This is a genomic window from Actinomadura nitritigenes, from assembly GCF_017573545.1.
In the GTDB taxonomy this organism is placed as follows: domain Bacteria; phylum Actinomycetota; class Actinomycetes; order Streptosporangiales; family Streptosporangiaceae; genus Spirillospora; species Spirillospora nitritigenes.
The window spans coordinates 1-13,889 of record NZ_JAGEOK010000022.1; the positions used below are offsets into that span (position 1 = coordinate 1).

Sequence of the window (13,889 nt, forward strand, 5' to 3'; positions counted from 1 at the left end):
CCAATCCCTGCTGGCCACCTTCATCGCCGACAAGACCGTCGTCGACGAAACCGCCGCCCGCTCCGCCGTCAACGAGGTCATCGCGACAGAGTGACCACCACCGCGCCAACCTGCACACCACGGCCCCGCCAGGACGCCCCTGGCGGGGCCTTCGCGCGCAACCACGTCCTCACCAGCAATGACGCCGTCGTCCTCAACTTGAGTGATCGCTAACACCTCAACCAAGAGCCGGAGTTCTCGAACAGGCACTGATGAGTGTCAGATGGAGCACACGAGTGATGACCCGTCAGTTGAGGTCTCGGAGGCCTTGTCCGCTGCGGTCCCGGGCCACCACCCACACTCCCGGTGCGACCTCCCTCGATCTGGCCCGCATCTCCGCCCTCATGAGGGCCGATGCAAGGACCGGCCGCGATCGACCACTCGTCGATCAAGGCCAAAGGGGCCCGGTTCACGCCGGGCCCCACCTGATATCCGTCACGCGTTGCAGCAGCAAGCGTCTGGCACGGACCCGGGACGACACATAGCCCGGCAGATCAGACGACAGATAGCCGTGGCGCGTCACAATCAGACGGCGGCGCGGTCATGCGGCCTACCAGGCGGTGTTCTCCCGAACGTGACCCCAGGCCCAAAGTAGAGCTCTCTGTGCAGGTCACAGGGCCGTACACGGTGTCCGGCGTCTGGCCGGGTTTCGGTCCGGGCACGGCGGGATAAGTCCGGCGCACCGCGTGCCGGCCGGGCCGGATAACGGCGCGCCGCCGCCTCGGACGCGGTCGGATCTGTGAAAGGACCGCAGGTCGGGACCGGCGGCCGGCGGCGGCCGCGCGGGCCCGGCGCCGGTCGGGTCCGGACACTATGTCCACTCACCCGTCACGCTCCGCCACTTTGGCCCTGGGGCCACGTTCGGGAGGAGGATGCCAGATGCCGCAGCGACCGGCAGCGCGGCGGGCTCTTCAGTCCACCGGTCTGCAGCAGGAATCGCCGCACGTGCTGCAGTTGCGCTCCCATGCTCCTGGCGATGCCGCCCAGCGACTCACCGCTACGCCAGCGCCCCCACAGCTCCTCTTGTTGTGCTGTGGAGAACCCGTAGTCCCGCACCCGTACCTCCGTAATGATCAAGATCATTCTCGGTGGTGCATTGACCTCTTGAATCCAAAACCGTTTTCGGGACGGGCGGATTTCGATGTTTCCGTCCGCAGGCGAGGAGGTTGCGGACTGCGGGTACGCGGATTACGACTTGGCTGCCCCGGCGAATGCCTCGAGTTCGCCGGGGATGTCTGGTCCGGGTGAACAGCCTGGTCGGCGCATCCCTGAAGCCTTCAAGATCATCTCAATGTGGGTTTTGAGCTTATGTGGGAACCGGCGCGGATTGCATCCGATGCGAATACGTGCTGCTGTGCGGCCGCTGCGTCGGCTTGCTGCGTTCGTGGCCTGTGAGCTGGCCGTTCTTGGCTATGCGCAGGAGTGCCGAGGATAACGGCGCCGGTGGGGCCGCTGTGGCTGGTTGGCCGGGTCCGGCCGATTGACCTGCACGTCCTTAGCTGGGTCGCGTCTGGTGCGAGTATCTCGCATCAGACGCGATCGACGGAGCGTGACGAGATGGGCACGGATCTTCCGGGTTCGGCTCGGTTGCAGCTGGCGGCCGGGGTGCCGCTGCTGCAGCCCGAGGAGCAGGTGTTCGAGGCGATGCTGACCGGCTGGCGGAACCAGCAGCTGGCCCGCAACCTGGCGTTCTCCACGATTGAGGGACGGGAGAAGCGGGTGCGGGCGTTCGCCCGGCATTGCGAGGCGTTCCCGTGGGAGTGGAGTCACCAGCTCGCGGATGAGTGGTTCACCGACATCCGGGCGGTGCGCGGCAACGCCCGTTCCACGCTGCGGTCTTATCAGGAGGCGCTGCGTTCGTTCTGCACCTATCTCGTCGACCCGGCCTACGGGTGGGTCGACCAGTGCCAGACCCGGTTCGGCACACAGCCGGTGCATGTCGTTACCGAGGTCAACACCGCGGTCCACGTCCAGGAGTATGAGGGCGAGCCGACCAAGCGGGCCTTCACCATCGATGAGCTGGAGGCGTTCTTCGACCACGCCGACCAGCAGGTATCGCGGATCCGCGGCCGAGGCCGCAAGGGCTGGCTGCCGGCGTTCCGGGACGCGACATTGTTCAAGGTCGCGTACGCGTTCGGGTTGCGCCGCAACGAGACCCGGATGCTGGACGTCGCCGACTTCGGCGCTAACCCGCAGGGGCCGGAGGGCGGCGAGTACGGCGTGCTGGATGTCCGCTGCGGCAAGCCAAGAAGGGCTCACCGCCCAAGCGCCGCGGCGTGCTGACGGTCTGGCCCTGGTCGGCGGAGATCGTCGAGCAGTGGGTGACCGAGGCCCGGCCGCTCATGGCCGCTGAGGGCAACCCGGCGCTGTGGCCGTCCGAACGCGGGCGGCGGATCGGAGTGAAGCGGCTGGACTCCCGGTTCGCCGCCTACCGTGACGAGCTCGGTCTGGATCCGGGGGTCGACTTCCATAGTCTGCGCAGGTCATACGCCACGCATCTGATCGAATCAGGCATGGACGCGCTGTTCGTCCAAGCTCAACTCGGGCACGAGGTCGCCAGCACCACCGCTCTTTACACCTGCGTCTCCTCAGACTTCCGCACCCGCACGCTGCGGCGGGCCCTGGACCAGACGCTGGATGCGGCACTGCGAGACAGGAGCGCCCGATGAGTGCTAAACGCCAGGTCATCTACCGGTGGCGGCTGCGGGAACTGATGGCCACCCGCGGCATGTTCTCCACCACCGAGCTGGTCCCACTGCTGGCCGACCGCGGGATCAGGCTGTCGGCCTCCCAGGTCCACCGCCTGGTCACCGGCATCCCTGAACGGCTCTCGCTGCCGGTGCTGGCCGCGCTGTGTGACATCCTCGAGGTCACCCCCGCCGACCTCATTGCCACCAAGGCCGAGAACCGCGACGTCCGCCGCACCGGCACCACCGGCGACCTGCACGCCGTCGACACCACGGCGATCCGGCCCAAGCAGGCCCGCCTGCGGCCCGAACCGTGACCCGCCCGGCCGCCGAGGAGGTTCACGGCGACCGGCCGCGGTGTGTTCGCTGCGGCCGGCTTCCCGGCTGGCTGCATCGCTGGCCCGAGGGCGTGGTCTGCTCCACCTGCCGCAACGACGCGCTGGAGGTCCAGGGCCGGTGCGCCAGCTGCGGCGCCCAGCGGATGACACCCGGGATCGCCGCGGGCGGCGGGCGGCTCTGCGTCGACTGCGCCGGAATCCCGGGCAACTTCTTCTGCATCCGGTGCGGGCACGAAGGCCTCCGCCAGCGCGACCACGTCCGCCGCCGCTGCATTCTCACCGAGATGCTTCGCGACGTCCTGGACGATGGCTCCGGCCAGGTCAGCTCGACGCTGCGGCCGCTGTTCGACAGGCTTCGGCAGGTCGAGCGCCCACTGGGTTGCCAGACCTGGCTCCGCCAAGAGCACGTCCAGCGGATGCTGCGGAGCCTGGCCCGAGGCCGCACGCCTCTCACCCACGAGGGCCTCAGCACGCTCGGTGCTCCACGGACGGTCGCCTATCTACGCGACCTGTTGATGAAGTACGGCCTGCTCCCCGCCCGTGACCGGCACCTGCTGATGTTCGAATCATGGCCGGCCGGCCACCTGGCCGCCGTCGACGACGCCGAGCAACGCAAGCTGCTCAACCAGTACGCCACCTGGGATGTTCTGCGCAAACTTCGCGAGTCCGCCGCCCGCGGATCGCTCGGCCCATCACGTGACAGCACCGCCCGTGACAGGCTCCGCAAGGCCACCGAGTTTCTGATGTTCCTCTCCGGCCGGAGCCGCACCGCCGCCCAGTGCACCCAGGCCGATCTGGACGCCTGGCACGCCGAGCACCGTCTCGCCCGGCGGCACGCACAGCAGTTCCTGCGCTGGTGCATACGAACCGGGAACATGCCCCGCCTGACCATCCCGAACATCTCCACGCGCAATCCGGCGCCGCTCGACCAGCACCGCCGGATCACGTTGATCCGCCGGGCCGTCACCGACGAGCAGATCCCGGTGATGGACCGCGTCACAGCGATGCTGTTGCTGCTCTACGCCCAGCCCATCACCAGAATCGTCCAGCTCACCCTCGACGACATCAGCCACCACGACGGCCAGGTCCTGCTCCGGCTCGGCGACCCGCCCACCCCGGTGCCCGAGCCCTTCGCCATCCTCCTGCTCGGCTACGCGGCGGCTCGCCCGAACACCAAGACCGCCACCAACCCCGACGGCCGCTGGCTGTTCCCCGGACGCCGGGCCGGCCGGCCCATCCACCCAGCACCATCGAAAAGCGGCTCCGCGACCGGGGCTTCGCCCCGGGCAGGGCCCGCACCTCAGCGATCCGCCACCTCGTCCTGCAAGCCCCGGCACCAGTCGTCGCGAGCATGCTCGGCTACAACAACGAAAGCCTCACCGTCATCGCCGCCCAAGCCGCCGGCCCCTGGAGACGCTACGCACCCGGAGACCATAGGCGGTGACCAACTTCGCCCTCCACTCAAGGGAATACGCGCGCCGATTGGTCACGAGTCTTTACGAGTTCTGGATCCGTTTCGGGATTAGCCCGGCTGCATCTTGCTCGATGTGGTGCTGTTGCTGCCTCCCCGACGAGCAGATCTTCGAGGTGATGCTCTGGCTGGAGATCCCCGTATCCTCAGCCGACATGAGCCCTGCCGACATTCCCTCCCGCGCGGAGAGTGACGAACCTTCCAAGGACCAGCCGGCTGCGCAAATCGGCCTCATGAGGACGTCGGTCCGGATGCTCGCCGGCACGGCGGCCGCAGCGAGCCTGCTGCTGGCTCTCACCACGGCCCTGATATGGGCGACCGGTGTGGCCTGGCACGTCGACCAACCGCAGGACACGACCAGTTCGGTCTTCGTGTCCGTCGACGTCCACTCGACGGGCCCCTGGGGCGGTCCGAATGTCTGGACCGCACTCCTGCTGCTGGCAACCCCACTTGCCGCCGCAGCGCTTTCCGGAATGGGCGCACTACGACAACGACCCCGCTTGATCCGGCTGTCGACCCCACCGGCCGCAGTCGCCTTCGCCGTCACATGGGCGTTCATCGTCAGCGCCTACATCTGGGGAGGAATTCAACAGACAATTAATGCCGACGACCACCTGATCCCGAAGGCCTACGGTCACCTGGTCCCCCTCAGGATGGAGCCCCGTCCCCGCATCGAAGCCACCTGGCCGGCCGCTCTTCTCTTCTCGGCCGTAGCGTTGGTGGCTGCGAGCGGTGCCTGGTGGGTCATGCGGCGGGCCCGATCTACTGCAGTAGACCCGACGCAGTAGACATCCGTCTCGAAGACCCGACCCCCCACGCCCGGCGATCACACACAGTGGCCGACCGTGCCCTCCACCCATCGAATACGGGCCAGACGGTTACGAGACTTCACCAGTTCTGGACCCGTCGACGGGCAGTCTCGCCGGCAAAGGGTGTGGTGTCCCTGGTTGCGTCAGGCGAATTGAGGGTGCAAAAGGGAATCGGCGTCAAGGCCGCGAGGCGGACAGCCGCTGGGCGGCCTCCACCACGAACGCTCGTCGCCTTGCCCGCTCATCGGGGTCGTCGGCCTCGGCGCCGGTCATCATGGCGGCGAGCTGCGGGACGCTGAACCACCAGGCGGCAAGGCCGATGATCATGAACATGAGGTGGCCAGCGTCGATCCGGCCGTCGATGACACCGTCACGCTGGGCCCGCGCCGCCGCGTCGACCTTGCGGCTGTAGTGGGAGACGCGGGCGGCGGCGTTGACCGGTGGCGCCCCGCGTAGACCTTCCCACTGCAGCAGTCGGGCCAGTTCGGGGTGCTGGACGTAGTAGTCGAAGGTGCGCCCGGCGAACTCACCGAGGTTGTCGAAGCGCAGACCGTCCGGGGCCACCACGCGGGAGAGTTCCTCGAGTGCCTCGGTGAGCACCTCGTCGAAGAACGCGTCCTTGTCGCCGAAGTAGGCGTAGAGCCGCTCCTTGTTGACGCCGGCTCGGGCCGCGATTCGAGTCACGGTGGTGCCGTCAGGCCCGTGTTCGGCGAACTCGGCCGTCGCCGCCGCCCGCAACCGGTGGCGCGTCTCCTCGACGGTCCGCTTCACCAGCCCAGGGTAGCACCGTCGCCAACGTTGCCGTTGGTCACGACCGGTGATAACTTCGATTACCAACGCCAACGTTGGCGTTGGAAATCGCACGATCCCCGAGATGGGAGCGTTCTGATGAATCTCACCGAGACGACGGCGTACACGGACCGCGACGGCATCGTGGACGCGGTCATCCGGATCGTCGAGGGAATCGATTTCGGCAACGAGGATCTGCTGCGGTCGGCTTTCACCGAGGACGCCGTGTTCGACCTCGGCGGCATCGACCACAGCATCCACACATTCGAGCCGTACGTCGGCCGTGAGCAGGTCGTGCAGACCCTGATGAAGACCGTAGGAACGGCGATGGACACCTTCCACGCGCTGTCCAACATCCGGGTGTGGGTGGACGGCGACACCGCCAAGCTGACCTGTTACCTGATCGGACAGCACCACCGGACCGGCGAGGGGCCGTCGGTCGAATTCCAGGACCACCTGTTGCTGGGCAACCGGTTCGAGACCGACCTGGTCCGCGATCACGGCCACGTGTGGCTGGTTCGCCACAACCGGGTCAGCTCGCGCTGGTCGGTCGGGAATCCCGCGGCCGCCACGATCCCCACCGTCGAATGAGGCCCGTGTCCCGGCGCCGACGCGCGGACACCAAGCAATACGACAATGCCCCGCGAGTGGAGATGTGGATATGCGTGCGATCGGCCTGACCGAGTTCGGCGGCCCCGAGGTGCTGCGAGTGATCGACCTGCCCGATCCCGTGCCCGGCCCCGGCGAGGTGCGCATCCGGGTGCACGCCGCTGCCGTCAACCCCACCGACACCATGCTGCGCGCCGGGCTGGCACGGGCGTGGTTCGAGGGCCGGCCCGCTCCGTACGTGCCGGGCATGGACGCCGCTGGCGTCGTGGATGCGATCGGCCCGGACACCGATACCCCGCTGCGGCCCGGGGATCCGGTCGCCGCGATCGTGCAGGCCTACGGTCCACGCGGCGGCGCCTACGCCGAACTCATCGTGGCGCCGGCGGAATCGGTGGTTCTGATCCCGACCGGCGCGGACTTCCCGGCCGCGTCCACCCTGCTGATGAACGCCCTGACCGCCCGGCTCGCGCTGGACCTGCTGGCCGTTCCCGTCGGCGGCACCATCGCGGTGACCGGTGCGGCCGGAGCGTTCGGCGGGTACACGGTGCAGCTGGCCAAGAGCGAGGGCTTGCGTGTGTTCGCCGATGCGTCGGCCGGTGACCGGCAACTGGTGGCCGAATTGGGCGCGGACGAGGTCGTGGCTCGCGGTGACGACGTCGCCGATCGGTTCCGCGCACTCGCGCCGGACGGGGTGGACGCCGTCGTCGACGGTGCGGCGCAGCACACGCTGATCGTCGCGGCGGTCCGGGACGGCGGCGGCCTGGCCGTCGTTCGCGGCTGGGACGGCCCGGTCGACCGCGGCATCCACCTACACAAGGTCTTGGTCACCGAGATGGCCACCGACCATGCCCGCCTGCTTCGGTTGCGGGACCAGGCAAGCGCGGGCGTGTTGACGTTGCGTGTGGCCGACGTGCTCCCCGCAGGCCAGGCCGCCCAGGCGCATCGACGGCTGGCCGAGGGCGGCGTGCGCGGCCGCCTCGTGCTCGATCTCACCACCTTCTGAGGATTGCTGGAACCGCAGCGCCGCGGCCTTCACTGGCGCTCCGGAGCTGGAGGACCTTCACCAGCAGGGCGGGCGGTGGACAGTGTGCCTGCCGAAAACTACGTCCGTGCAGGTGAGAGGCGCAGGGGGTGGGCTGCGACGCGGGGCTTGATCAGTAGCAAGGACGGGCCGCGGCGTGGTGGTTGCCGCGGGATGATGGGCGGCTGTGCTGTTGCGACTGGCCTAAATGACGGTGACCAACGCGTTCGCGGTGCTGCGTCTGCTTCCAATGACCGATTGGGACAAGGACTCCGAGATCTTGGTGTTTGCGGCATCAGATCGCCGTGCTGGAGCGCCGGCTTGCCGGGAAGCGGGTGCGATTCACTACGGCGGACCGGGTGTTTGTGGCGGCGCTGCTGCACCGATTGCCTTCCGGGGTGCTGCGGCGGATGCGGCTGCTGGTGCGGCCGGACACGGTGCTGCGCTGGCACCGGGACCTGATCGCCGGGCGGCACGCTGCTCGCTCGTAACCCAAGCGGCCGGGCCGTCCGCCGACCGTCCGCTCGATCCGGGCTCTCGTCCTTCGCTGTGGCGGGAGAACCCGAGATGGGGCTATCGGCGGGTGCACGGCGAGTTGCGGTGCGCGGCGTCACGGTAGCCGCCTCCACCGTCTGGGAGATCCTCAAGGACGCCAGTATCGACCCGGCACCTGAGCGTTCCGCCACCACCTGGGCCAGCTTCTGCATTCCCAGGCCGGGGCGCTGCTGGCGTGGCTTCCTGGAGACCGTGACGCTCACCGGTGCGCGGATGTACGTGCTGGCGGTTACCGAGCACCGTACCCGCCGCATCCGGGTTCTGGCCGCCACCGCCCGCCACACCGCAGCGTGGGTAACCCAGGCGGCGCGGAACCTGCTCATGGACCTTCAGGACGCCGGCTGCCGGGCACGGTTCCTGATCCGCGACCGGGACGGCAAGTTCCCTGGCCTGTTCGACGCCGTTCTGGCAGATTCCGGTATCCAGGCGGTGCTGACCGGGGTGCGGATGCCGAGGATGAACGCGGTGATGGAGCGGTGGGTGCAGACCTGCCGCCGTGAGCTCCTGGACCGCCCGTTGGTCTGGAACCAGCGGCACCTGCTCCACGCCCTCCGCGAGTTCGAGACCTTCTACAACGAGCATCGCCCGCATCAGGGCATCGCCAACGCCCGTCCGTTGAAGCCGCTGCCTCCGCCGATCAGTGAACCAGACCAGATTGCCCACCTGAACATCCGAAGAAGGCAACGTCTGGGCGGGATCCTCAACGAGTATGAACATGCTGCTTGACCTGCGCAGACGAGGTTTCGGCAGGGGCAGGGGCAGGCTGGCAGGTATGCCGCCCCCACTATCCGCACGCCCTGCTCACTCGCGCCCCCAGTCCGCCCTGCCTTGGATCACAAGGGAGGTCGACCGATACATTCCGCTGCGCGTGACCGGGAAGGACCTTTTGACCAAGTGTCATGTGCTTGGTGCGGCGTTTCCGGCGAACGTGATCTATCCACCGGGACGAAGGCCGCTTTCCGGCCGTGAGTCTGCGGGAGCTGGCTCCCCCTGTGGCTCCCGAGTGCCGTTCGGGGAGCCACAGGGCGACTCTAGCTTAGCCCTCTGACCTGCATAAACTCTGTCGGGACGGCGGGATTTGAACCCACGACCCCTTGACCCCCAGTGCCCTGAAAGCATTCATCCGGCCTCCTTCGTGATCAGTCGAATCCGTGAGAACATGCAGGTCAGAGGCCTAATGTGCGTGACGTGCAGTCATCGTGGATGTCGCCCCGTGGGGCAGAGTCCACTAACGAGCCACTAACAAACGATCATTCGGGGGAGTGACGTTGGGGTACGCGTTCAAGCGCATCGACCGGCACGGCAAGCCGCGCTACACCGCCTGCTACGAAGACCTCAAAGGCAAGATCACCTCGGCGGGGACCTTCTCCTCCAAGAAGGAGGCCGACAGGGCCTGGCAGCGCGCCGAGGCCGAGGTCGGCAAGGGGCGGGACCTCAACCTCAAGCGAGGCCGGCAGACCTTCAAGAAGTACGTCGAGGAGACCTGGCTGCCCAACCACGAGGTCGAGCCGAGCACCATGCAGAGCTACCACTACTCGATCTACAAGCACGTCATGCCCGAGTTCGGCGCGATGCGGATGATGGACATCCTCCCCGAGCACGTCCGCGCATGGATCAGCGGCATGAAGAAGAACGGCGTCTCCGCCGCCACCATCCGCTACAACAAGGTCGTCCTCAGCGCCATCTTCACCACCGCCCTGAACGACCAGGTGACCTACATCCACCCCTGCAAAGGAGTCCGCACCCCCACCGTCCCTGAAAAGCCGCTGGAAATCATCAGCCCCGAACAGTTCGACGACCTCTACCACGCCCTCCCGGACGCCGACTCCAAACTCCTGGTCGAAACCGCCATCGAAACCGGCCTGCGCTGGGGCGAACTCACCGAACTCCGCGGCCGCGACCTCAAAACCCGCTCCCGCCTCCTCACGGTCAGCCGCGTCGTAGTCGAACTCAACCCGAAGTTCCATCCCGAGGGAAAACGCTTCCTGGTCAAGGACTACCCCAAAGACAAAGAGTGGCGCCGCTTCAAGCTCAGCGACCAGATCGTCACAAAACTCGAAGACCACATCATCGAAGAGAAGCTCGGCACCGACGGGCTCCTGTTCGTCTACCAACCGGAAACCCCGGTCGAGGAGCCACCCGCCCCGCTCGACCCCGAAGCACTCGGCTGGACCGAAGAGAACGCCAAGGGACGCCGCTACCGCCACGGCACGCTGAGCGCCTACAACGCCGCAAAATGCCGCTGCGACCACTGCAGGCGAGCCTTCGCCGAATACCGCGCCCGCCGCCGAGCCGACGGCAAGGACAACCCCCGCGAACCCCGCCGACGCGAAACCGACGGCCACGTCCCCGCCAACTGGTTCCGCAACCGGATCTGGAAGCCCGCCCTCAAGAAAGCCGACCTGGACCCCAAGGTCCGCATCCACGACCTCCGCCACGCCCACGCATCCTGGCTCCTGGCCGGCGGAGCCGACCTTCAGGTCGTCAAGGAGCGCCTTGGCCACGGCTCGATCTCCACCACCGAGCGCTACCTCCACACCCTCGACGACGCCGACGACACCGCCCTCGCCGCCTTCGACAAGATCCGCAGCCGCCGCCGCACCGACTGACGAACTAAACGTTCTGCTCCTGAGCAGGGTCAACAGCTCTCCGAGGAGGAGGCCGCCCAGCTTCGCGGGCTGGTCGCGCTGGCGTCCCGGTACACCGCGCACCTGTCCGCCGGCGACCTGACGACATCCTCACCGAGCGCGTCCGCTCGGCCCGCGATCTGGCCGGGCTGCTGCGCTACCGGCTGCAAGCCTGCTGCGCGAACTCCGGCACCGCCGGAACCTGCGCGGCGACCCGACCGGCGAGCACTACGCCAAGCGGGTCGACCGCGCCTCTGGACCGTCATGAAGATTTCCTAATTCCTTAACCCAGGCATGGCCACTCGAGAGAAGGAGGACCGGGACGTGGCTGCGAACAAACCGTTCGTGTCGATGACACCGGAGCAACTCGACTACTGGCTCCGTGAGATCCGGCCCTGCTGATTCGGATGCGGGAGCGGTCCGAGAAGCGCACCCGGCAGCAGGCGCTGGAACTGATCCGCCGCCTGGGGGTCAGTTTTCACCCGTCGTCGACAACCCCACACAGAGGGGAACATGCGGGCACCCCTGCCGACGGCCAGCTGACCGTCACCGGTTCGTTCGTCGTGGGCGACTACCGGTGACGGTCATGGCTATGCGATGCCAGGCGCGCGCGGGCCAACATGCCCGACGATGGCATCATCGCCGGCACGCGAGGCCGACGGTGCTCGTCGTGCGGGTCGCAGCGCGAGCACCGAACTAATCCCGCGTCCGCGGGGCCACCCACAGCCACGCTTCCTTCTTCTCGTTTGTCAAGGATTCTTTGGAGGGCTTGCGGGCGCATGGTCACGGCAAGCAGCCGGCATCCGGATGCGGGGCCGACGCGCTGGAGCCGAGGGTCTCGATCTGCGCGGCAGAACCATCCCCGCAGGCGCAGGGCCGACCTGGCGCTCTGGCGAATGCCCAGCGGTCGGCTCGAACAGTCCCCGCAGGCGAGGGGCCGACTCCCGGTCCGCCACCGAGACCTGGACGCTCCACGGACTATCCCCGCAGGCGCGGGCCGACGCACCTACCAGCACGTACTGCGGGAGCGCGCCAGGACCATTCCCGCGCGTGCGGGATCGACCTCTTCACGTTCGCGGCCGGGACCGGGTCGCCCGGACCATCCCCGCGGGCACGGAGCCGACGATACCGCCAGCGTCATGATGGCCAGCGAGGTCGAACCATCCCCGCAGGCGCGGGGCCTACTCTGGTGGCGCGGTTGAGGTGCCGCCGTGTGAGAGGAACCATCCCCGTGTGTGCGGGGCCGACTTCAGCAGCGGGTTCACGACCTTCTTCGCCGCGGAATCATCCCCGCGGGCTCGGGGCCGACGCGGAGCACTACGGCCCAGTGGAACAGGCTCGCGGACCATCCCTGCGGCGCGGGGCCGACCGGGTGAGGAGCTTGTAGTACGGGCCGACGGGAGAACCATCTTCGCAGGCGCGGGGCCGACGCGACGGCAGGTTACGCGATCGAGGGCGACCTGGGACCATCCCCGCGCGTGCGGGGCCGAGGGCGTACATCTGCGGTTCCAACAGAAACATGTCGAACCATCCCCGCGTGTGCGGGGCCGACGACGCCTACCTGCGACAGCTGCTCGCCGACATCGAACCATCCCTGCGTGTGCGGGGCTGACTTGCCCTGCCCCGACTGCCCGCCGGCGGCGAAGGGACCATCACCGCAGGCGCGGGGCCGACGACTCGCCTTACCAGGCCGCTTAGCCACACCTAGGACTGCACGAGTTCAGAACCTACCTTCACCATCTGATCGACATGATGATGGAGTCCCCGGCGCGCTGACTGACGCCGGTCCGACCCCTGCGCTGCCGGAGGTGGAGCAGGGGCATGGCGGGATCGATCCCGCAATGCGTACGTCAGCTCGTGCCGTCGAGCGCGGAACGCCCTCGACCACGCTTACTCGCTCGGCTTTGTGATCTGCGGCATCGTCACGCTGGTCGCGGCACTGCTGGCCGCCGCCGTCTTGCGCCCCTCCGCCGAACCCTCGACCGCGGCTGAAGAAGACGCTACGGGCGACTGAAGCGCACCAACTGCTCGAGGGCACACTGCTCTCGCGTAAAGAGGACCTGTGTAGACCGCACAGCCTTCGGGCTCTCCTGGGGGTGCCACAGGTTGCGCGGATGGGGAAACTGCGGCGCGCCGGTCGCAAAGCTGGTGCTCGGCCAGCGGGTCGGCCATCATCTGGCGCAAGCAACTCTAGGAGATCGTGCAAGGGCTTCGTCGCTTCGGATTGACTTGTGTGCGAAAGCCAGACGACGTGAGGGTACGCCGCTGTGCGGAAGTCGCCTCTGCGCGCCGCAGTGCAGAGCCCGATCAGGGGCGGGCGCTCGGGGTCGGGCACCGTGATGCCGTTATGGTCTCGCGGGCCTACGCCACGGCGGAGCAAGTAATAGAGATCGTTCATTTGTGGTGGCTGACCGGGCGCGGTCCAGCCACGGGTAGGGGGATCGGGCGCGATCTCCGAGGGGGTGAGGCGTACGGCTGAGGTGGGCAGGTCGGTGTCGGGTTCTGGGGTGCGGAGGCGTCGGTCGCTTCGGTCGCCGCAGCGGAACCGGTCGGTGAGGATCGCGTTGTCGGAGCAGGAGCATGCGGTGATGGCGGCTGCGGCGGCGAGCGAGGGGTTGGCGTTGGGGGCGTTCGTTGCGCAGGCGAGTTTGGCGGCGGCGCAGGGACGAGTGGTGTCGGAGTACGCGGTGCTGCGGGAGGCGCTGGCGGCGGTGTTGCTGGCGGCCGGGCAGGTGCAGCGGGTCGGGGTGAATCTCAATCAGGCTGTTGCGGCGTTGCACTCTGGTGAGCTGGTCGAGCAGCTTCGCTGGTACGCCCAGGCGGCGGCCCGCTCTATTGACCGGCTCGATGGGCTGGCTCAGGAGTTGCGGCATCGGCTCCCTTGAGCGGCCGGCCGGGGGCCGTGGTTGATCGGGAAGATTCGGCGTGGTCGGCGTGTGCAGGG

The 13,889-nt window shown here is 67.9% G+C and carries 13 protein-coding genes; 12 read left to right on the forward strand and 1 reads right to left on the reverse strand.

The features are described 5' to 3' along the window. Positions 1 to 1,596: 1,596 nt before the first annotated feature. From J4557_RS30440 to J4557_RS30460, 5 genes are all read left to right on the forward strand, one after another. Complete coding sequence (locus J4557_RS30440) at positions 1,597 to 2,322, forward strand: site-specific integrase (RefSeq protein ID WP_208270200.1); 726 nt, start codon at positions 1,597 to 1,599, stop codon at positions 2,320 to 2,322. Beyond that, positions 2,316 to 2,708, forward strand: a complete 393-nt coding sequence (locus tag J4557_RS30445; RefSeq protein WP_208270201.1) for a tyrosine-type recombinase/integrase — start codon at positions 2,316 to 2,318, stop codon at positions 2,706 to 2,708. Before J4557_RS30440 ends, J4557_RS30445 begins: the two co-directional genes overlap by 7 nt. Beyond that, on the forward strand, positions 2,705 to 3,043 hold the full coding sequence (locus J4557_RS30450; protein ID WP_208270202.1) for a helix-turn-helix domain-containing protein: 339 nt from the start codon (positions 2,705 to 2,707) through the stop codon (positions 3,041 to 3,043). The genes J4557_RS30445 and J4557_RS30450 overlap by 4 nt, the downstream gene beginning before the upstream one ends. Before the next feature lie 92 nt (positions 3,044 to 3,135). Further along, complete coding sequence (locus J4557_RS30455; protein ID WP_208270203.1) at positions 3,136 to 4,590, forward strand: site-specific integrase; 1,455 nt, start codon at positions 3,136 to 3,138, stop codon at positions 4,588 to 4,590. Between the two features lie 64 nt (positions 4,591 to 4,654). After that, the gene (locus tag J4557_RS30460) at positions 4,655 to 5,323 is read left to right on the forward strand and encodes a hypothetical protein (protein WP_208270204.1); all 669 of its coding nucleotides are present in this window, start codon (positions 4,655 to 4,657) and stop codon (positions 5,321 to 5,323) included. A gap of 198 nt (positions 5,324 to 5,521) precedes the next feature. Here J4557_RS30460 and J4557_RS30465 read toward each other — a convergent pair whose 3' ends face one another. Beyond that, positions 5,522 to 6,115: a TetR/AcrR family transcriptional regulator gene (locus J4557_RS30465; protein ID WP_208270205.1), complete on the reverse strand. Its 594-nt coding sequence runs from the start codon at positions 6,113 to 6,115 to the stop codon at positions 5,522 to 5,524. Between the two features lie 27 nt (positions 6,116 to 6,142). Here J4557_RS30465 and J4557_RS30470 point away from each other — a divergent pair, with 27 nt between their 5' ends. The 7 genes from J4557_RS30470 (at position 6,143) to J4557_RS30500 (ending at position 13,830) form a co-directional block, all read left to right on the forward strand. Continuing rightward, on the forward strand, positions 6,143 to 6,724 hold the full coding sequence (locus tag J4557_RS30470) for a nuclear transport factor 2 family protein (RefSeq protein ID WP_208270206.1): 582 nt from the start codon (positions 6,143 to 6,145) through the stop codon (positions 6,722 to 6,724). 70 nt (positions 6,725 to 6,794) lie between these two features. Further along, a complete protein-coding gene (locus J4557_RS30475; protein ID WP_208270207.1) occupies positions 6,795 to 7,745 on the forward strand; it encodes a quinone oxidoreductase family protein in 951 nt (316 codons plus the stop codon). Positions 7,746 to 8,050: 305 nt separating this feature from the next. Further along, positions 8,051 to 8,254, forward strand: coding sequence for a hypothetical protein (locus J4557_RS30480; RefSeq protein WP_208270208.1), 204 nt, complete (start codon positions 8,051 to 8,053; stop codon positions 8,252 to 8,254). A 109-nt stretch (positions 8,255 to 8,363) separates the two neighbouring features. After that, the gene (locus J4557_RS51790; RefSeq protein ID WP_208270209.1) at positions 8,364 to 9,044 is read left to right on the forward strand and encodes an integrase core domain-containing protein; all 681 of its coding nucleotides are present in this window, start codon (positions 8,364 to 8,366) and stop codon (positions 9,042 to 9,044) included. Between the two features lie 542 nt (positions 9,045 to 9,586). Then, positions 9,587 to 10,927 (forward strand): tyrosine-type recombinase/integrase, encoded by a 1,341-nt coding sequence (locus J4557_RS30490; RefSeq protein WP_208270210.1) that lies wholly within the window; start codon positions 9,587 to 9,589, stop codon positions 10,925 to 10,927. Positions 10,928 to 11,352: 425 nt separating this feature from the next. Beyond that, positions 11,353 to 11,526: a hypothetical protein gene (locus J4557_RS30495; RefSeq protein ID WP_208270211.1), complete on the forward strand. Its 174-nt coding sequence runs from the start codon at positions 11,353 to 11,355 to the stop codon at positions 11,524 to 11,526. Between the two features lie 1,983 nt (positions 11,527 to 13,509). Continuing rightward, positions 13,510 to 13,830: a hypothetical protein gene (locus J4557_RS30500; RefSeq protein ID WP_208270212.1), complete on the forward strand. Its 321-nt coding sequence runs from the start codon at positions 13,510 to 13,512 to the stop codon at positions 13,828 to 13,830. Positions 13,831 to 13,889 lie beyond the last annotated feature (59 nt).

What these genes read in the sequence shown, in the direction of transcription:
- J4557_RS30495 (WP_208270211.1), top strand. Translation starts at nt 11,353, where the DNA reads ATGCGGGAGCGGTCCGAGAAGCGCACCCGGCAGCAGGCGCTGGAACTG.
- J4557_RS30475 (WP_208270207.1), top strand. Translation starts at nt 6,795, where the DNA reads ATGCGTGCGATCGGCCTGACCGAGTTCGGCGGCCCCGAGGTGCTGCGA.
- J4557_RS30450 (WP_208270202.1), top strand. Translation starts at nt 2,705, where the DNA reads ATGAGTGCTAAACGCCAGGTCATCTACCGGTGGCGGCTGCGGGAACTG.
- J4557_RS30460 (WP_208270204.1), top strand. Translation starts at nt 4,655, where the DNA reads ATGCTCTGGCTGGAGATCCCCGTATCCTCAGCCGACATGAGCCCTGCC.
- J4557_RS30440 (WP_208270200.1), top strand. Translation starts at nt 1,597, where the DNA reads ATGGGCACGGATCTTCCGGGTTCGGCTCGGTTGCAGCTGGCGGCCGGG.